The organism is Trinickia dabaoshanensis, from assembly GCF_002879885.1.
GTDB classification, from domain to species: Bacteria; Pseudomonadota; Gammaproteobacteria; order Burkholderiales; family Burkholderiaceae; genus Trinickia; species Trinickia dabaoshanensis.
In genome coordinates this window covers 1-18,485 of the sequence record NZ_PNYA01000049.1, presented here as the reverse complement: position 1 = coordinate 18,485, position 18,485 = coordinate 1, and the positions used below count along the sequence as shown (strand labels likewise).

Genomic DNA, 18,485 nt, shown 5'->3' with positions numbered 1-18,485 from the left:
ATGGAACCGCTCGGCTATATCCCGCCCGCGGAAGCTGAGGCAAACTACTACCGGCAACGTTGCAACTCAGTCGTCGTGCCGGCATCAACTTAAACCAACCAGCCTCCACGAATCCCGGGGCGATTCAGTACAGGAACTGTTCTCCCAAGTGATTGGAACCTTCAGGACATCATCCCGGGCGGTGCGAATGACCCCGTCTTCAGCCGGGCCGTCACGCTAGATGACGTGCTGCGTATGGAATGGGACTACTTTGAGTCGCTGGTGGCCGCCATCTGGCAGAAGAAGGGCTTTCGCACCGTGTATCGTACGCCGCGTCAGGACGAGGGCGTCGATGTAGTCGCGTTCACGGGGAACTCGGGCGACATCATCCAGTGCAAAAGTTCTGCGACAGAGGACGCAGCACTCGATTCGCAGGGCGTAAAGGATGTCGTGTCCGGCGAGGCAGAATACCGGCTACGCCACCCGGGTGTTAACTTTTCCAAGTGGGTCGCCACCAACCAGTACTTCAATGAAACAGCCGTGGGCCGCGCACACAAAAACAGGGTGACCCTAGTGAACCAGAAAGACATCGAGAGCCTGCTGCGCCGGCACCCGGTGACGCATGGGGATGTGCAGCGCTTCCTGCTCGCATACTGGGACGAAGTACATAGCGTGCGCGACAAAAACAGCGTTTAGTTTTTAGCTTCGGCCGTTGGCAGAGCGTTTGCAGTCGTGGCACAGTGCGGGCAATTCATAGCTCCGAGGAACATAGAAGCAAGCCCATTTTATAGAAAAGGCGGCTCCATAAGGCGCCAGCAGAAAGACCGACCGGAGAACACTATGGCCGCATATACAAAGGCAGACCTTGATGGTCTACGTAGCTTGAACGGGGGAACTCCAATGTACTTGGCGCACTTGAAGCATCAGGTAGGCAAGTTGGGGTTGAGAAAATTGAGAGAAATATGGACTCGACTTATTGAGTCTGAAGATACGCCTGCGGATTTGAAGTCGCAGTTGCGAACGCTCCGTTTGATGTCGCGCGAGTTGGATGAAAAGAAACTTGAAAAATTGGCGGCTGCCTACCAGAGAACGGAAAAGGCGTTTCGTAGCATTGTAGAAAGCGACAAGAGGTTGTGTGAGGCCATCGCGGAGGCGCAGATAGAGTGGAGTGCGACATGTGCTCCCGGGCAGGAAGCGATGCGAGCACTGGGCCAGAAGGCGCATGAATGGGAGCTCAGTGAACCCTCCGTATGGAGGAGGCCTACGATTACTCTGTCGCTTCCCTTTATCCACAATATTCCGGCCGCCATCACCGACTATGACGAGCGGGCCGTCAAGGGCGAACGGGCTCGACTTCTTGAAGCATTGAACTGGCGTCTTGCTACTCAAGAATCGTTTGATGGAGTGGAGGAGATGGAGATTCTGGACGAAACGCTGGAACGGCTCGACGCTATATGGGATAAGCACTTTCGGGGGTTCGAACGGCGCGAAGAGTGGGCTGCGAAGTTCGGCGGGGCCAAGCAAAACTTCGAGGTGGTTAAGAGAGATATCGCTACTGAGCTAGGGCAGAAGTTGCCGGAGTCGGGGCAGTTTGCGCTGGTGAGGATGGCGCGACTGCTGTGGCAGGATGAATATGAATCATGTAGGCCTTCATTCGGCTGGCTGCTCACACGCGAAGACAGCAATGGCTTGCTTCGACCTACCTGGGTCCCTGCTGAACCACGTGCTGCCATCAAAATCGAAATAAACCATTGACTACGAAACACGAATCGCCCGACGTGTGCCTAAGCTGGGAATGCGTCGGCGCTCCAAACTGGATGGACAACATGCTCAATGCCTGCAAGCGTTTCTACTAACCGGAGTCATCCCGTGGCGGCATTACCTCAACGACTGCGGCCTCATACCACTTTGGCAACATTGAGTTTCAAGGAACTACCGGAGGGCGAGAATGAACAAGCTGGTCGCTGCAATCGCATTCGCTGCAGACAAGCACCGCAATCAGCGGCGGAAGGACCACGAGGCATCGCCCTATATCAATCACCCGATTGCGCTGGCCAACGTGCTTGCCAACGAGGGTGGGGTAGAGGACGAACGTGTTCTGCTTGCTGCGGTTCTCCACGACACGATTGAAGACACGGAGACGACTGAGCAGGAGCTGGTTCGCCTGTTCGGCAAGGAGGTGGCGGACATCGTGATGGAAGTCACGGATGACAAGGCGCTACCGAAGGCGGAGCGCAAGCGTCTGCAAGTCGAGCACGCCGCTCACATCAGCCGCCGAGCCAAACTGGTGAAGCTGGCAGACAAGATTTGCAATTTGCGGGATATCGCGATGAGCCCGCCGGCCGACTGGCCGCTCGCGCGGAAGCAGGAGTATTTCGGTTGGGCGAAGGCTGTGGTCGATGGGCTACGGGGCGTTCATCCAGGGCTAGAGGCCATTTTCGACGCAGCATACGCGGCTCGGCCGACGGAGTGACCGAACGCCCCAATAGGTCCGCCGACTGGAAAAAAGGCCACCCGAGGGTGGCCGAATCAGTCGATGGTTTGTGGACTGCCGGTGAAAATGACGGCGTCACGCGTTCGAGAAGAGTTCCGTCAGCCCGTTCCAGTCGCCGGAATGGACCAACTCTTCGACCAGTCGAAGAATTGCGAGCAGGTCTCGACGACGTCGTCCCTTGAGCGCACGACGGACTTCGGCTGTCGGCAGATGCTTACGCGCCTGACTGGTAGGCTTGCCGTTGCACACATCACACCTCGTCAGCAAAGCGTGAAAACGTTCAGGCCGAAGCCGATTCCGCGCTGGCGGCGACCGGTTTGGCAATCTTCGCCGCCTCGAATGCGAGAATGAGCAACGTGCCGGTCGGCTTGCCCTCACGCGAAAGATAGAAGTCGGCCTTGAGCTTGCCGGTTACCTTCACGAAGTCCCCTTTGGCTAGCTTGAGGTCCACGTCCCGCATAACCCTCACGGAATACCATGTGGGCTCGCTATCGACGCCGCGCTGGCTCTCGCACAGCCTTAGCTCCCAATATGGCTTACCGGTTGTCTTACTCAATTTTTTCACAGGGTCGCTGCCCACGTTACCGTATGCCTGCATGATGATGTCCTCTGAAGTTGATGTCTCGACGATGCAGTCGCATCCTCTATTCGTATAGGCACCGAGATGTGCTGGCTGAAGGAACTTCACAAGTGCGACGTCGAGTGCCGGTAGCACGGAGTGCTCATCCGTGCCTGCATCGATTCAAAGCCGGTCAGAGTCCACCAAAATGTGAGTTCGAATGGCTATGACGCTCCATTTTTGAGCTGAGAGAGGCGCCCGTCGGCCGAGGCGCGGCGAGTACGAGGAGGGCTACGTGTAGACGCTGGCGCTTATAGGGAGTCGTCTTCCGAAGGAGGCGGCAGTTCTTTGCTCCCGTCGTACTCCTGGACAAGTCGCGCGAACGTACCGTGACGCTTGTGCCTCGTCACGAGCCCCTCGTAGTCGTCCTCAATGGCGAGCTTCACTGCATCGAAAATGTCGCCATATTCTATCCTCATGAATTCCCAGCCATGCTCAGGTATGTGCGGGTACCCAATCCGGAAGGTATCAACAGCTTCGGCGATGCGCTGGATGTATTTGACCGGCGCTTGGTATTCAGCCCAGGTCTTTGGCTCAGGCGGGAATCCGTACTTCGTGAACAGTCGGGCGACCTGTTTTGAGGTTTCGGCATCGAACGCGATACCGTCGTCCTTCGAACTTGTTCCATCGCCATTGACGAGCAGCCGCGTGATGCCAGCGTTACTGATGAACGCGTGCCTAACGTCGACGCCGTGGTCCCGCTTCATGCGGTCCTCGAATTTCTTCCAGAATAGCTGGTCCTTGATGTCGGTGACATTTGATTTTGGCTTGTTCATGGTGGTACCTGTGCGCTAATGGAACAGCGTTATAACGGCATGGTCGGCTATAAGATGAAGGCCTAAAAGAGCCCTCCGGGGATAAGGCCGGAGGGCAGGTGGGCTAGCTAGGCCCGAGGACAACTTCGTCAGAGAATCATGGCACTGGACTACTTTCACAGTACAGCGAAACCCAGCAGCAGGGATTTGCAATATGTATAGCTACTAGTACTGTGAGCTGCGGGAATATTTCAGCAGCGGCGAGGTCGGGCTGGGCCACGGTGGCAAGGCTTCTGGCCGCCGATACGGCAGGTAGTTCTCTTCAAACCATCCGGCAAGCGGCTGCCGGTTGCTTTTGTCCAATCGAACCTTGGGGAGCCAGGTGGGAAGCAACAGTACGATGACGTGACCGACACACACGTCGATTGCGTAGCCGCCAGGCTCTTTTGTTACGGCCGCCCAGACCTCGAACATACCGTCGCCAGCCTCCCGGAAATGTCGAGCGCTGCCGCGCACGAGGGGCACGTCGTTGGCGAGAGCGGCTTTGGCGCGCAGCACGGATTGTGCGCGTAACCAGATGCGTTCGGTTCTCGCCAGCACGACGACGCGGCGCAAGACGGCCTGATTCGGCAGGCGCATACCGACTTGACCGGCGAGCGCTGACAGAGCTGCTTCACGGTCTGCGCCGCGCTTGCTTCTGTCGATTTCGAACCACGTCAGGCCGTCGTCTTCGAAGGCGACGGCGTCGGGACGCAAGGTGCGCGTGCCGTTGGGCAACTCGACGCTCAGGAAGCCCTGAATGGCAGCTTCACCCTCGTCGCGTTGAAGATTGAGGTCTTGTAGCGCCTCACGCTCGGTCATCGCGCGAAGGCCACGTGCTTCGGCCGCGAGAACGATGAAATTCATCCATAGCGTGTGCTCAGGATTTGACATGTCGACGACGCGGCGAGTGGAGGAAACGGCTTCCACCCCTCTGTCATTCAGCCATCTTGCGCCGGCGACGGTTAGACCATACACATGCTGGAATCGGTCGGTTCGGTAACGGCGAATGAGATTCGCTTTCGCGAGACCGCGCATCGCCCGTTGCGCGGCGGTGAGCGCAGCTTTGAACGGCCGCTCCGGAAAGCACGCCACGGCTATATCGATAGCGCGCACTACGCGAAACCGGTCCAGAGTCTCGAGCGCACGGAGCCACACAATTTGTTGAAGTGCGCTCGGGTGAATCTCGGCGGTGAGGCCGCGATTCACCAACCGAGGCTGCGGCTGCACGCCGTCGGTGTCGTGTTCACGAGGGTGCGGGTTTTGTTCCACCTCGGTCGCAACTTGTTCGCCATGGGTATCGTCCATCGGCGCCGTAGATTGATGTTTCATCGCGTGTACATCCGACAAGAAAATGTTTGCGATTCCACTCGTGCAGCGGGGTGTCGTCTGGCGCACGTGTGGCGTTATTCCGTATAGCTACTGCGCCATCAAGGTTCGGTAGCCTGACCACCACGCGCGCCGAAAAAGTTCGGTTCTCTCCAGGCTTCGTTGCCCGGCCGGGTGCGGGCAGAGGGCAACTGTCTCATCCCCTTACCCAGCCTCGCGCGCAGGGGCGCGCGGCATCGACGTATTCGTCGCGACGTCCCTCAAGGCCAATGTGCGTTCGGCCCGGCTCCGCCGGTGCGAACCCCCGCCACCGTCCGCAGGCGTTTGTGCGATGCCACTGTTTTCCCGGAACGCCGGCGCCGATTGCGCAACCGGCATGACGTGCTGACGCTGGCTGCCCCACGCTGCGAAAGCAACTCGACTCTCGCTGCAGCATGGGGACCCCGAGCCAGTCCGCGCGTGCGCTGTCGCGCTCGCGCGTGTTGACAACGAGGACATGCGCTCGGACGGTGGCGGGGGTTCGCACCGGCGAAGCCGGGCACGGTCGCGAGCAACTGCGCTCTCATAGCTGTGCTTGCGGATGGAAACGTGACCCATGCACGCCGGCAAACGTTGCGCCTATGAACGCGGCTGGACGCCGCGCCGTCCGCCGGCTGATGTCGTCGGAAGCGCTGTTCGGTGCCGGCGGGGCGGGCGTTGAAAAAAAACGTACTGAGCAATGCTGAGGGCGCCCTCATGGCTGCGGTTCTGCGGACGTCGGAGGTATTGCTTGATGCTTGACCAGCCGCATGCAGTGCCAAACGCCAAGCTCGACGTTGTGAAACTGCGTCATCGACAGGTTTCTGAAAAAGGCCGGGTCGCCCTCGAACACGGTAAAACGCAGTTTGGCGTTCCGTCCGCTTCGGTAGCCGACTGACGCCTGCTCGCGTTGAACCGTAACCGTGAATCGGTAGTCGTCGTCGACGCGGTAAAGGGAAACTTCGGTGTCGCCGGTGCGGTACGTCGCGATGGCGGTGGGAATGGAGGATTGCATTGTGGATTCCTTGAACATCATTGGTGTTGGTCAAGCTGCGAAAAGAACCATCCGTAGTCCTGCGTGGACACCAATTCCCGGCATTTCGCTTCGCCCAACAGCCGCATGACGGCCGCGAGGGCATAAAAAGGCAGATAGGTTCGGTTGGCGAGCAGCGCCGCACATTCGGTTTCCATGCCGGCGAGGCTATCGCCGGACTCGACGAGCATGCGTACCGCGAGAGCGACTTCATCATCGAGCTCATCGCACGGTTCGCAAAATTCGAGATTGGATTTGCTTATGACATATCCATGCCTTTTGCAGGCGGCGAGATAGTCTTTGATAAAGAGCACGGCAGGAGATGGGCGGGTCGTGGCGGTCATAGCGATGTTTATCTTTGCTTCTACCCCGTATAGCTCTGACGTCGCGCGGATGGGGGATGCAGGAATGCGTAGAGCGATGGCGCGGCGCTCGCGGTTTGGCCTCCGATACGGTGCCCGGTTGTGACGGCCTACGACGTTGAGCCATGCGCGGATGGAGTGTGCGGTGAATGGGTACTCAGCGTGCGCCTTTGCTTTGAGGCGGATTCGGCGGCTACCACGTGGCGATACCGTTCTTCGCCTGGGGCAAGTGCCGTAGAATTAGTGCCAACGCGTTTCGTGAATCAGAATCCATGGACGACACGAAGATTGCGCTGGGCTTTTACGCGGAAAACTACGAGTTGCTTGGCCAATGGCAGCTCAAGCCTGGCAATCGAATTTTTCTCGGTGAGCGGGAGCCGCGCGCGTGTAGGTTCTGCGGCAAATCCAGACCGGAGGCCACATTCAGTCTCAAGGCACACGCAATTCCTGAACTGCTCGGCAACAAGAGTCTTTTCTCCCTGTACGAGTGCGACGAGTGCAATACCTTTTTCGGCTCGGGCATCGAGAACGATTTCGGCAATTGGTCAAAGCCGATGCGCTCGATGCAACGCATCCGGGGAAAGGGGGGCGTACCGACCTTGAAGAGCGACGTGGACGGCTGGCGTATCGAGTGCGATAGCAATCGCCAGTTCAACGTCAACCATGCACGGGGCGATGCGGTGTTTACCGTCAACGAGAAAGAGAAGCGCGTCAGCTTTCTGCTCAATCGCGACCCTCACGTTCCGATAGCCGTCCTTAAGGCGTTTGTGAAAATGGGACTCTCGGTAATGCCTGAGGCTGAACTGCCAAATTTCGCAAAGGCGTTGCAGTGGATTCGCAACCCCGAACACCGGAAAGAGTTTGACTTGCTTGCGCCCGTTCATCGGAGCTTCATCCCGGGGCCATCGTCCCCAGACTTCATCTCGCTCGCACTACTGAAGCGCAGTGGGAGCGACGCAACCCTCCCTTACGCGTTTCTCCTTCTGTCGGCGGCAAACGAAATGTTTCAGGTCATGCTGCCGTCGCCGGAGCGCGACCCGGTGCCAGGTGGTCCTGCGCGCTCAATGCCGCCGTTTCCTGCGGTGCGAACGCCATATGGTCCGGCGGGATGCAACTCGCTCGACCTGAGTGGAACAGAGGTTGTTGTGAACGACAGTGTGTCGGTCGACATGTCGTTTGAACAGGTCATCGCGACCCCGTTGCCCGGCACCGCTGAGGCATCACGAGAGACTGGACCGAGCGACGAGGTCGCCGACGGGCCCGCTGACCCGTGAACGTCAATTTTTCCGTGGCGCCTGCAACTGACACCTCGCCCGGCTCAATGCCGAAGGGGAGATAGGCCGTGACGGTAAGGGAACTGCTTGAGGAACTGGGAGACGCCGACCCGGATGCGGAGGTACGATTCATGGCAGTCGGCGCCGACGACACTGAGAGCGATTCGGTCGACGAGGTCGAATTCCAACACGAACCTTGGACCTTCGAGACAGGCATAGGCTATTCCGTCTGCTATGCAGGCGAGCCTGAACCACGTGGAGAGGACCATGAGAACGTGGAATACCGGCGACTTCCGGTCGTTCTGCTCAAGCCCTGGATACCGCTTGCGTGGCGAGCCAAAGTGAACGTCTTGATGCCCGCTAGGCGGGCGGATTGCCAGGCCGCTGCTGCGCAGCGAAGCGTCTTCCCGGTTCGGAGCGTTCACAGTCTTCCCGAGCAAGACCCGGGTGGGCGGAGCCCATCCCCTGGCCAACACAGGTTTTCCCTGTCGGGACTCCACCCTAAAGCCTTTCCGTGAGGGGCTCCAGCAGGATGTGTAGTCCAGGCTGTACCCTGGAGGACAGAAGGACCCTTCCCCGTGAACTTCCGCCAACTGGGGCGTCACCGTTCAGGAAGACGCCAAGACTGAAGGTTCTCGCGGGCGCAGATTGCGACCGCCTTTTACTTTTTGGGACCTCCTTTTAATTCTTTTAGGGGGTCTCGCTACGCCTTGTGCGACAAGGGTTTCGGCTTGTCGATTCTGGTCAAAAGCGCGTGCTTTCCTGGTCAAAGGCGCGCCAGATACCGGTCAAAGGCGCGGATTTTCTGGTCAAAGGCGCGTGGGCCAGAGGGTTGGTATGCGCAGGACATGAAAACGGCCACTCGAGAGTGACCGTTTTTTCAGTGCCGCCGTCCTTAACCGGCCGACCTCAGCAGACGTAGGCGTTTGACCCGGACCATCTCGGTCCCTGACTTCCCCTCGACCTTCTTGGTTATGTCCCAGTCCAGTAAAAAGCCTAGCCTGACCAACTGACCGAGCGCGGCGGCCATCTTATCCTTGAACGCGTACTTGTCCTTCGAGCGGTCGTTGCAGAGTTCCTTCAGTGTGACCAGCGACATTGGATTCGGAGTCTGATGCGTGGAGTAGAAGAGCATGAGCCATCGAGCCAGGTCGCTTCGGCGTTCGAGTTGTTTCTCGTATTCGCGGTTGATACGAGTGTAGTGGTTCCCTCCGTAGAGCTTGCGCACGTCGTCGTGGAATTTCACGCAATAGCTGCCGTCGTCGAGTACGTCGACGCTGGTAAGCAGTTGGGGGATGTCAAGCTTGCCAAGGCGTGGCACTTTGATGATGACGTGCGCGTCCCGTAGCCGCTCCAGACATGCGTGCAGTTTTTTGCGTGATTTCACGTTGCGGCTCCAGCCCAGGTTCACAAGAAATTGGTTCGGCGTGGCAATGGCGGTGCCCGGTGTGTTGCGCTCGAAGTGCAGGGCCTCGAACAGGACCTGGCGGTCATCCTGCCGCAACTCGGGGCCGTGATAGGTAATGGTGCCACCGTGCGTTGCGTAGACGTTGAAAACGGCATGCGGCACGTACTCGCGCGAAGTGTTCGGGTCGGCAACACCGAAGAGACCGCATCGTACGAATTCGTGTGGGACAACGACAGTAGTTCCCGGATGGTCCGGCGTCAACGGTTCCGGCGTACTCTTGGCAGTCGCCAACTGCACGTCGTCCGCTGCCTGCGCCTTTTCGATTCTCGCAGCTCGTTCCTCCTGAGACTCGAGCCAGTCCGGTGGCTGAGGCGGGTCTTCGAGCGTAAGCAGCCAGGAGGCGGTAGCCGCGCTCTTCGCTCGTTCTGCTGCAATGCTCGCGGCCTGTCGAGGCGCGACACCTTGCGCAACTTGTTCACGATAGTAGGTTTGGCGATAGGCCTTTTCCAGGGAACTGAGTAGCATGAGCGGCTCCTTCAAACAGCGAAAAGCAGCGGCGAGGTAAGCTTGCTGAGCTCGGCAACCATCGCGTATGCGGTAGTTGCTGGCTCGTCGCATTCAGTTACGCGGAAAGTGGCGTACGGGCTAGTATTGTCAACGTTCATTTTTCGTTCTCGGTAAAGGTTCGGTCCGTTCTCAGGCCCACGAGAGCGAATAGTTACCCGCGTGATATTTGAATTGATGCAGAAATGCGTAGAGTCGCAACTGCATCGATGCGCGGTTCTCGGACCCCGACTTTACGCGGTACGTCCGATTGCGACTTATTTGGCCGAAAGCACGTTTTTGCTGCCCACTGGAAAGGATTAATCTTCCGTAGTCGACCAGGCCATCGGCGGCAGCTCTCTTGCACGCGTGCATTCGCAAAGGCATGCCGCGTCCGTTGACCGTCCCTTCGATTTTTGAGGTAGGCGGCTACGCTTTTTCGCTTGGCGGCCGTAAACTAGCCGATGAGGATGGGAAGAGCGAGCCAAGAGTGAGTGACAGTAACGTGGTGAATTTCGCGGCGTTCAAAAAGGACGCCGAGCTGGCGGAGGCCAAGCGCGAGTCAGAGGAGCACTGGGACCGTCCTCTGGAATGGGTGTATCCGGAGTTTCAACCCGGCCCGCACTACCAAGCGTTGTGTTTCAAATTCCATCTGCGCGTCATCAAGGGCCAAGGGCATACCTGGCTCGAGTTTCCAGAGGAGCATGAGAAAGCGCTGGGCTTCTTCACGCTGTTCGGCCTCGACTACAACGAGTACGCGAGCCTGCCGGACCAGGGCGTCTTCGACATTCTGCGGGAGTTGTACTGGGACGCAGCGCTGCATGCCATTCTGTACCTCGAAAATCCCGCGCTGTTCAAGGTTGCCACGGAGCACCTACCGGCGGCTTACCCCCGCTGGGTCAAGGCGGTCGCGTTGCAGCAAGAGCTGGTCGTCAAGCGACTCGCGAAGGAAGGGCTGGCAGCGCTGCTGGAGTCGACGGCGGCACACGCTGCGAAGTTCGAAGGAGTGCCCATGCCGGAGGACCCGGCGCTACAGGTGTCTCGCCTCGGCGACCTGCGCCGTCCGAGGGCTGCCAATGATGCTATCTGGTGGGCAAAGACTGTTCGTGACTGGGGCCTCGAGGCGCGAGTGCCGTATTTCAGCAGCACCGCCATTGGCAATTGGCCCTTTCCGTCCTTCGAGATTGATGAGAACGGCCGCAGCTATATCGCGGACGCCGACCTGCATGAGCAGTTCTCGGCCATCCTTCGAGCGTTTGGCTACGAATATCGTGATAGCGCCCACGACCGCGACCTGCTAGAGCAGCTCTCGGAGGTTGTCGTCGGCTCGCTCGGCCAGTTGGTGCCTGAGAAGCGGATTACAAAAGACCAGTTCGAGCAGCGTTTCGGCGACTGCTCACCCGCGCTCCAGCGCTGGATTAAGGCATGCTGCGCCGGGCGGCGCAATACGATACTGAAGCTGCGCGACCAGGTCTGGCCGGAGCTCCAGGCGTGGGCAAAGAAGAACCCGCCACGCAAAGGGAAAATCACGGCCTGGGGCCGGTTTGATTGAGAACACACTATGAGCAACGTTATTGAATTCAAGAAGAAGCCGGACGCGGCGAGTCGACAAGTTTCGTCGAACGCGCTTCGTGAGGAGCAGTACAAGGCGGGGTACTACAACCTCGAGGTGCTACTCGAATATGAGCCGACGGACACTGGCTACATAGACGAGAATCTAGAAACCTATGAGGCGACGCCGGAAGACCATGCGAAGCTACTTGCGTTTTTCGACGCGTTTGGATTTGACTACGTAACCTATCAGGCCGGGTACAGGACGAACCCCCAGCCATTCGTGCTATGGCAAACGCTAGTTGGGTTCGCTGGGGATGTGCTGATGTGCCGGAAGCAAGCCGGTACGTGGAACATTTTGCGAAACAAGCGCGGCAGCGAACACGCTTCATACGTTGAAGCTGTGGCACGGCAAGATGTGGACGCCATCAAGCGGCACCGACCCTTCGCTGAGGCCAAGTTTCGGGAAGAGATGGCAAAGCGCGACCCGAACGGCAATCTGCCACCTCAGCGCTCGGAGCACCCTCCGGCTGAAGCGACAATGTTCGAGCGGGGAATCCAGAACTTCCGCTGGCAATCGCCGTTCTCGTACACATTTCCGGCATTCGAAAAGACCGGTTCTGGCGAGTACCGACACGAAGCGCACGACGTGTTCGTGACCTACGCGTACGCGTGTGGCTGGTCGTACGCCGATATTGCGCGTGACAAGATGCGACTGGAAGAAGTGGCCAACATCTGCATCGGGACCCTCGGCTACAAGTTCTATCAAATGCAAGTGACCGGCGGCGGGCGCTGGAACAAGGCTCACGCTCAAAAGACGTTCCCGGGCTGCTCTGACAAGCTCTTGAGCTATCTGTCCGCGTGTTACGGCCGGCGCGTTGAGTCTGCCAGGAAGCTGCGCGATGCTGCGTGGCCAGAGCTACAGGACTGGGCCCGGCGTAATCCGTTTGACCGCTCTTTGTTCGGCCGTCGCGGGTGACGCATCTCCTTCGGGCGGGCAGTTACGCTGTTAAAGCCGCACGCAGTGGAGCACTGCGGGTTGCCAGGCGTGCGGTGAATCCCACTTCGTGTACCGCTCATATCGATACGTCGTCACGGCGCGCGGACCCCGATAGCTTGTTTTTGCGGCGGATGAGCAGCCGTCGAAGAGCTTTCCCACATCGATGCAACCAATCCCGTTGCTGGCGGTTCGACGACTTTGACCTCGTCCTTGAGAGGGGTGACGCATCCCGTCTCGGGAACGGGAGTTTTCGGTTTACGACCGGTGCCAAGCGAGCCCAGTGCTGCGGGGTTGGGGCTCGCAATATCGTACGGCTCAACGCATATCAGCTTGACGTCGCCGAATTGGAAGCGGATGGTCGCCTTAAAGAAGTCGCTGCCTTTGATGAACCGAAATCCGAGCGCCTCGTACGCCGCGCGTTCAGTTTTCGTGACCAGTTCAAACGTACGGGGTTCTTTCTCGCCGATGCTCATGGCCCGCATGGTTAGGCGCATGAGTGGTTCCGGCGAGATGCCATTGATGAGGAGCACAAAAACGGTGAGTGCCAGCATCATCGCAGACGTGGCGATGGCCTTCGCCCGCGAATCGCCCCAGCTGCGCCTCGCCAGATACATGCCGGCGGGAAGAAGCGTCGCCGGAAACACGGATGTCCCAACCGCCCAGATTCGCCACCCGTTGCCGGTTAGTCCATACAGCGGGAACAGAATGTCGAATGTCACTAAGGTGCTTAAGGTCAGCACGGCAGCACCGCAAACCCAAAGAGTCCGCTTTATGCTTTTCTGAACGCGCAGCTTTCGGTCGGCGCGTTCGGCGTTGGTAAGCGTCCGTAAGCCGCGCGGACTTTGCCAGGCCAGCAAGAACAGCACGGTTGGAATGAGTAGCGCGAGCAGGATTCCCACAATCCATTTGAGCCAGGCTGGCCATGCCGCATCTGACAGATGAGCGAGCGTTAGAAAGAAGAGGCCAAAGACAACGCCGCTGAAAATCACAAAGCCCGCAGAGCCGTGCGTCGGCCGCTCGGTCTTGCCATAGGTATCTGCTATCTGGGAAGCTATCCACGATGGCGCAACGAAGCTGGCGAGCAGGACGACGCACAGGATGAAGGTTGCTTCGAGCAGCGCGAACAGTCCCGGCGCCGAGGCGACGGCGGGCAGGAACAGGTCGGTTCGATGTATGGTCCGAAGATATGCCAGGATGGCCAGCGCTGGCAGCACAAGCAGGAGCACCGATATCTTGAATATGACGTCGAGCAGGCCGTTAAAAAACGTCAGGCCCGTTTGTAGCGTCCATTCCTGACGTCGCTGCGAGTCTTTCGATTCCGATGTTTGCTGTGTGGATGCTTGCATAGTCTGGACCATTCGCTGGCGTGAACGGAGGAAACATTGCGTCTGTGGCCTACTGTAGCGAGCGACAGTGCGTAGTCCACAGTGTGGATGGTGGTAGGTTAAAACGTAAAAGACGACGACCTGGTTGACGGCAGGTCACCCTTCGCTGGCCAGTGCCAATATGCGGCGCCGTCGAGGGACCGAATGGCGGATTGAGTTTCTGTACCGGCAGGTAGATAGCCGAGTCGAGGACGGGACGAGTCGGCTGGGAGCGGAATTGCAACTGACCGACTCCGGGAGGCCCAGAAAGGAAAGGCTGAAAAAACAATACCGACTACTGCCAGAATCGCGGTAGTCGGTATCGTGGTCCCCGCTGACGCGGGGCGGGTACTGCAAGCCACCTATTCGGTGGTTAGCGCCGTCGTCCAAGACTGGACTCGAGCTATCCCCGCTGACGCGGGGCGGGTACTGCAAGCCACCTATTCGGTGGTTAGCGCCGTCGTCCAAGACTGGACTCGAGCTATCCCCGCTGACGCGGGGCGGGTACTGCAAGCCACCTATTCGGTGGTTAGCGCCGTCGTCCAAGACTGGACTCGAGCTATCCCCGCTGACGCGGGGCGGGTACTGCAAGCCACCTATTCGGTGGTTAGCGCCGTCGTCCAAGACTGGACTCGAGCTATCCCCGCTGACGCGGGGCGGGTACTGCAAGCCACCTATTCGGTGGTTAGCGCCGTCGTCCAAGACTGGACTCGAGCTATCCCCGCTGACGCGGGGCGGGTACTGCAAGCCACCTATTCGGTGGTTAGCGCCGTCGTCCAAGACTGGACTCGAGCTATCCCCGCTGACGCGGGGCGGGTACTACAAGCCACCTATTCGGTGGTTAATGCCGTCGTCCAAGACTGGACTCGAGCTATCCCCGCTGACGCGGGGCGGGTACTGCAAGCCACCTATTCGGTGGTTAGCGCCGTCGTCCAAGACTGGACTCAAGCTATCCCCGCTGACGCGGGGCGGGTACTACAAGCCACCTATTCGGTGGTTAATGCCGTCGTCCAAGACTGGACTCGAGCTATCCCCGCTGACGCGGGGCGGGTACTGCAAGCCACCTATTCGGTGGTTAGCGCCGTCGTCCAAGACTGGACTCAAGCTATCCCCGCTGACGCGGGGCGGGTACTACAAGCCACCTATTCGGTGGTTAATGCCGTCGTCCAAGACTGGACTCGAGCTATCCCCGCTGACGCGGGGCGGGTACTGCAAGCCACCTATTCGGTGGTTAGCGCCGTCGTCCAAGACTGGACTCAAGCTATCCCCGCTGACGCGGGGCGGGTACTACAAGCCACCTATTCGGTGGTTAATGCCGTCGTCCAAGACTGGACTCGAGCTATCCCCGCTGACGCGGGGCGGGTACTGCAAGCCACCTATTCGGTGGTTAGCGCCGTCGTCCAAGACTGGACTCAAGCTATCCCCGCTGACGCGGGGCGGGTACTACAAGCCACCTATTCGGTGGTTAATGCCGTCGTCCAAGACTGGACTCGAGCTATCCCCGCTGACGCGGGGCGGGTACTGCAAGCCACCTATTCGGTGGTTAGCGCCGTCGTCCAAGACTGGACTCAAGCTATCCCCGCTGACGCGGGGCGGGTACTACAAGCCACCTATTCGGTGGTTAATGCCGTCGTCCAAGACTGGACTCGAGCTATCCCCGCTGACGCGGGGCGGGTACTGCAAGCCACCTATTCGGTGGTTAATGCCGTCGTCCAAGACTGGACTCGAGCTATCCCCGCTGACGCGGGGCGGGTACTGCAAGCCACCTATTCGGCGGAACAGACTGAGAAACTTCTCGGAACTCGATTACTGCGTCTGAGTCATTTCGTCAGCGAGTTCGCAGTGTAGCGAATCGGTTTTGTAATTGCAATATGTATTTTTCTCTTCTGCGAAGATTTAAATCTTTAAACGCGAGTGGTGCTGATGATGGTGAAATTGGTGTCGCGGTATAAAAAGGACCATTCCTTTTTAGTAGGCGTCAGTAATGCCGGCATGTGAATTATAAGTGGAAGAGAAGGAATTAGCAAAAGCACGGGCGGACAAACGGCAGCAGGCGGGCTACGCTCGCCTTCGGCATTGTGCCAGGGCAAGAATGCGGAGGAAGGATGACGCGGAGGATTACCCCGTTCGTAAAAGCAACAAGGGAACTGACCGTAGCGGAGCTATTCGACTTCGAGGACGCGTACATACTGTGGAAAAGCGCGCCCGAGGCTACTGAAGCTGTTCGCGGCGTGCTCGTGGCGAATCTCTTCCTCAAGGCGCGGGGCGAATATCTGCTTGACCTGGCGGAACACGTGCGCAGTGAGGGGAATGAGGCGGCGGCGCACGTGGAAGGGCAACTCGCGCTTCTACGTATCGCCAAGGGAAGACCGCGCAAAAGATAGAGGCTTGGAGGGCGTTCTCGGAGCGCCGAAGCGGTGCCGTCGACCGCCAGGCCATACTTTGGCTTTTTGCCGTAGTCGGGAGCTTCAGTTGCCCGTTGTCATGCTTGCGCCAATGCGGATGGCTCAGCGTCAGTAGCAAACGCCAGCTGCGCGACCGGGCATCATCATTTGGCAACACTCTTCCCGCCAGGAGCGACAAAGCCTCCCTCGGATAATGCCATAGCAGACTTGCCGCTGTTGTCTCGCTCCATACACGCCGCGACATCGTGATTTATTTCGTGCGGCTAGAAAAAAGAAGTCCTTTTTAGGGCGTTAAAAAGGATAAGTGTTTTTTAGCGCTGCTTTGGTGCTAAAGATTTAAATGTTGACATCTGTTGATTCAAAACCGTAGAGTGATGCTGTCATCGGGGATGAGGGCAAATGAGAAAAAAACTGACAGTTATCATCGTTGTATTGTATGTGCTGCTCGCCTGCGAGCTCCTACTGTGGATAGCATTCGGCGCGCCACCGCTGCGATGGCATACGTGGTACTTGGTTATCGTGCCGCTCGGTGCATTGGTTTTCTGGCCGGCAAAACGGGGAGAATAACTATGGCAAATGTCTTGATACTCGATGCGTTTCGGGCGCAGCGAGTCACAGAAAAATTGCACGGGAAGTCGTTCGCGTTTCTCGATACTAACGAGAGGTACGCCGCCCTGCGAGCGGAGCACGCCGATATGCAGGCGCGCGCAGCCCGATTTTCGGTGACGGACGCACCGAGCTTTCTCAAATCCTCTGTGCTCGAGCCTTTGCGAAACCAGCGCGTACGAGGCAAAGCGGTTCAGCAAGTTGTCGCAGAACGCATGCACGACGCCGAGCGTTTGCCAGCGTATCTATCGGACGGCTTGGCACGTCACGGTCTGAAGCTTACAACGCAGTCGACGTACAAGCACCGGCAGCCCGGTGTGCTCGTCGACTTGCGCTGTGGCGGGGCGGTTGAGCGTCTGTACGTCGCCGAAGGTTTCTCTCTGGCTTGGCGAGACATGGTGATAGCGGACGCCGACGCGCTTATCGTCGACCCGACTGACCCGAGGCTCACGCCATCCGGCCGCTTCTATGCGTTCGCGTTCTATCGCGTCTGATGGCTCCGGGCATCCAGGCGCCGCAATTCACGGGTATCGAGGTCAGTGATGACAGAAACGAATCTCAGGGGAGCAAAAGTGAATAGTGTGCTCACGGGGACGGTCGGAGTCCAACCTGTGTCAACAGCGCGGTTGACGCTGGATGAGCTCGAAGACTATTACGGAATGACGGGGGTACTAAGGGAGTACGGACTTCTGCTCAAGGATGACATGAAACTGCTCGAGGCTATGGTTCGCCGCCACGAGTGCTTGCGTACGCTTATTCCATACGCCGTTAGCCCCGACGCCAAAGACCGGGCGTTTGCTACGAAGAACATCTCACTCCTGCGCGCGGCGATAGAGCTTGCCGACGAGGAGGAGCACTTGAACGTGCAGCGGGACGATTGCAGTTCTGTCGAAAGCAACTGAAGAAAAAGGAGAACGGCATGAATGCTGCGTCTATGGAAATGGCACGCGTGTGCTTGCTTGGCGGTGACTGGGAGGGGCATCGTGTTGAGAGTTTCCTTGAGCGTTTCACGGGAACTCGCGAGTACGCCGAGGATTTTGACGAGTTCGATTTCCTGATTTCGGACGTCGTCAATGCCTTTCCCTACATTCACTACGACCCCGACACTAAGAGGATTGTGAAGGTCACAAATGACCCATTGCTCTATGCAGCCGACGCGGAATGCCTCATGTACCAGATTGTGGGACTCGACGTCGTGAAGATGCGGATGCCGGACGACGACACGCTGTACGAGTGGTATCAGGCGTACGCGGGGATTTGCGCCGGACACACGATGTCGGTAACAGCATGGGGTAACCACGTCTGAGCGACCGATACCGGGCGGAGCATGCGACGCGTAAGCCGCCCGCTTCCTATATGAGAAGAACCTGACCAAAGGAGAATGAATGAAAACTGCTTCGATTGCGCTGACTCGCGCCTGTGTTATTGGCGGCGATTGGAATGGGCAGCATGTAGATGGCTACAATGAGTTTCGTGACTCCGAAACCTATCGCGACTTCGATACGTTTTGGAGCGGCCCCCTGAAAGTCCGGACACAGTCTCCCACTTACAATAGCGGGTAGGCATACGACTGTGTTTTTGAAGCGCCCCGGATTTTGTGGAGGCTCCAACTCTTGAGAGAATGGAGCTATGAACAAGCCGAACAAATTTTCCGCTGAAGTCCGTGAACGTGCTGTGCGCATGGTGCGCGAGCATCGCGACGAGTA

Annotated in this window: 17 protein-coding genes; 10 read left to right on the top strand and 7 right to left on the bottom strand. The window is 58.4% G+C overall.

What is annotated here, in order from left to right; translation table 11 throughout:
* Positions 1 to 234 precede the first annotated feature (234 nt).
* The 3 genes from C0Z18_RS31980 (at position 235) to C0Z18_RS31970 (ending at position 2,452) form a co-directional block, all read left to right on the top strand.
* Positions 235 to 675, top strand: a complete 441-nt coding sequence (locus tag C0Z18_RS31980; protein WP_158244347.1) for a restriction endonuclease — start codon at positions 235 to 237, stop codon at positions 673 to 675.
* Between the two features lie 144 nt (positions 676 to 819).
* Positions 820 to 1,734, top strand: coding sequence for a hypothetical protein (locus tag C0Z18_RS31975; protein ID WP_146014160.1), 915 nt, complete (start codon positions 820 to 822; stop codon positions 1,732 to 1,734).
* A 193-nt stretch (positions 1,735 to 1,927) separates the two neighbouring features.
* Positions 1,928 to 2,452: an HD domain-containing protein gene (locus tag C0Z18_RS31970; RefSeq protein ID WP_102649470.1), complete on the top strand. Its 525-nt coding sequence runs from the start codon at positions 1,928 to 1,930 to the stop codon at positions 2,450 to 2,452.
* A gap of 301 nt (positions 2,453 to 2,753) precedes the next feature.
* Here the strand turns inward: C0Z18_RS31970 and C0Z18_RS31965 are convergent, their stop codons facing one another.
* The 5 genes from C0Z18_RS31965 to C0Z18_RS31945 form a co-directional block, all read right to left on the bottom strand.
* Positions 2,754 to 3,188, bottom strand: coding sequence for a single stranded DNA-binding domain-containing protein (locus C0Z18_RS31965; RefSeq protein WP_233217583.1), 435 nt, complete (start codon positions 3,186 to 3,188; stop codon positions 2,754 to 2,756).
* A 155-nt stretch (positions 3,189 to 3,343) separates the two neighbouring features.
* A complete protein-coding gene (locus C0Z18_RS31960; protein ID WP_102649469.1) occupies positions 3,344 to 3,868 on the bottom strand; it encodes a hypothetical protein in 525 nt (174 codons plus the stop codon).
* Between the two features lie 204 nt (positions 3,869 to 4,072).
* Complete coding sequence (locus tag C0Z18_RS31955; protein WP_233217582.1) at positions 4,073 to 5,218, bottom strand: replication-relaxation family protein; 1,146 nt, start codon at positions 5,216 to 5,218, stop codon at positions 4,073 to 4,075.
* 730 nt (positions 5,219 to 5,948) lie between these two features.
* Positions 5,949 to 6,248, bottom strand: coding sequence for a hypothetical protein (locus C0Z18_RS31950; protein WP_146014159.1), 300 nt, complete (start codon positions 6,246 to 6,248; stop codon positions 5,949 to 5,951).
* Between the two features lie 17 nt (positions 6,249 to 6,265).
* Positions 6,266 to 6,610, bottom strand: coding sequence for a hypothetical protein (locus tag C0Z18_RS31945; protein ID WP_146014158.1), 345 nt, complete (start codon positions 6,608 to 6,610; stop codon positions 6,266 to 6,268).
* Positions 6,611 to 6,900: 290 nt separating this feature from the next.
* On the opposite strand from C0Z18_RS31945, the gene C0Z18_RS31940 reads away from it, so the two are divergent.
* Positions 6,901 to 7,902 carry an HNH endonuclease gene (locus C0Z18_RS31940; protein WP_102649466.1) on the top strand — a complete coding sequence of 334 codons (1,002 nt, stop codon included), beginning with the start codon at positions 6,901 to 6,903 and terminating at the stop codon, positions 7,900 to 7,902.
* Between the two features lie 895 nt (positions 7,903 to 8,797).
* Here the strand turns inward: C0Z18_RS31940 and trfA are convergent.
* On the bottom strand, positions 8,798 to 9,835 hold the full coding sequence (trfA, locus tag C0Z18_RS31930) for a plasmid replication initiator TrfA (RefSeq protein WP_158244346.1): 1,038 nt from the start codon (positions 9,833 to 9,835) through the stop codon (positions 8,798 to 8,800).
* A 508-nt stretch (positions 9,836 to 10,343) separates the two neighbouring features.
* On the opposite strand from trfA, the gene C0Z18_RS31920 reads away from it, so the two are divergent.
* Together C0Z18_RS31920 and C0Z18_RS31915 are read left to right on the top strand one after the other, a co-directional pair.
* Positions 10,344 to 11,405 (top strand): hypothetical protein, encoded by a 1,062-nt coding sequence (locus tag C0Z18_RS31920; protein WP_146014157.1) that lies wholly within the window; start codon positions 10,344 to 10,346, stop codon positions 11,403 to 11,405.
* 9 nt (positions 11,406 to 11,414) lie between these two features.
* Positions 11,415 to 12,383, top strand: coding sequence for a hypothetical protein (locus tag C0Z18_RS31915; protein WP_102649461.1), 969 nt, complete (start codon positions 11,415 to 11,417; stop codon positions 12,381 to 12,383).
* 113 nt (positions 12,384 to 12,496) lie between these two features.
* On the opposite strand, the gene C0Z18_RS31910 is transcribed toward C0Z18_RS31915, so the two are convergent.
* Positions 12,497 to 13,750: an MFS transporter gene (locus C0Z18_RS31910; RefSeq protein ID WP_146014156.1), complete on the bottom strand. Its 1,254-nt coding sequence runs from the start codon at positions 13,748 to 13,750 to the stop codon at positions 12,497 to 12,499.
* Positions 13,751 to 15,873: 2,123 nt separating this feature from the next.
* Here C0Z18_RS31910 and C0Z18_RS31900 point away from each other — a divergent pair.
* The 4 genes from C0Z18_RS31900 (at position 15,874) to C0Z18_RS31885 (ending at position 18,085) form a co-directional block, all read left to right on the top strand.
* The gene (locus C0Z18_RS31900) at positions 15,874 to 16,152 is read left to right on the top strand and encodes a hypothetical protein (RefSeq protein ID WP_102649458.1); all 279 of its coding nucleotides are present in this window, start codon (positions 15,874 to 15,876) and stop codon (positions 16,150 to 16,152) included.
* Positions 16,153 to 16,667: 515 nt separating this feature from the next.
* Positions 16,668 to 17,273 (top strand): hypothetical protein, encoded by a 606-nt coding sequence (locus C0Z18_RS31895; protein ID WP_146014155.1) that lies wholly within the window; start codon positions 16,668 to 16,670, stop codon positions 17,271 to 17,273.
* 48 nt (positions 17,274 to 17,321) lie between these two features.
* The gene (locus C0Z18_RS31890) at positions 17,322 to 17,681 is read left to right on the top strand and encodes a hypothetical protein (RefSeq protein ID WP_102649456.1); all 360 of its coding nucleotides are present in this window, start codon (positions 17,322 to 17,324) and stop codon (positions 17,679 to 17,681) included.
* 17 nt (positions 17,682 to 17,698) lie between these two features.
* The gene (locus C0Z18_RS31885; protein WP_102649455.1) at positions 17,699 to 18,085 is read left to right on the top strand and encodes a hypothetical protein; all 387 of its coding nucleotides are present in this window, start codon (positions 17,699 to 17,701) and stop codon (positions 18,083 to 18,085) included.
* Positions 18,086 to 18,485 lie beyond the last annotated feature (400 nt).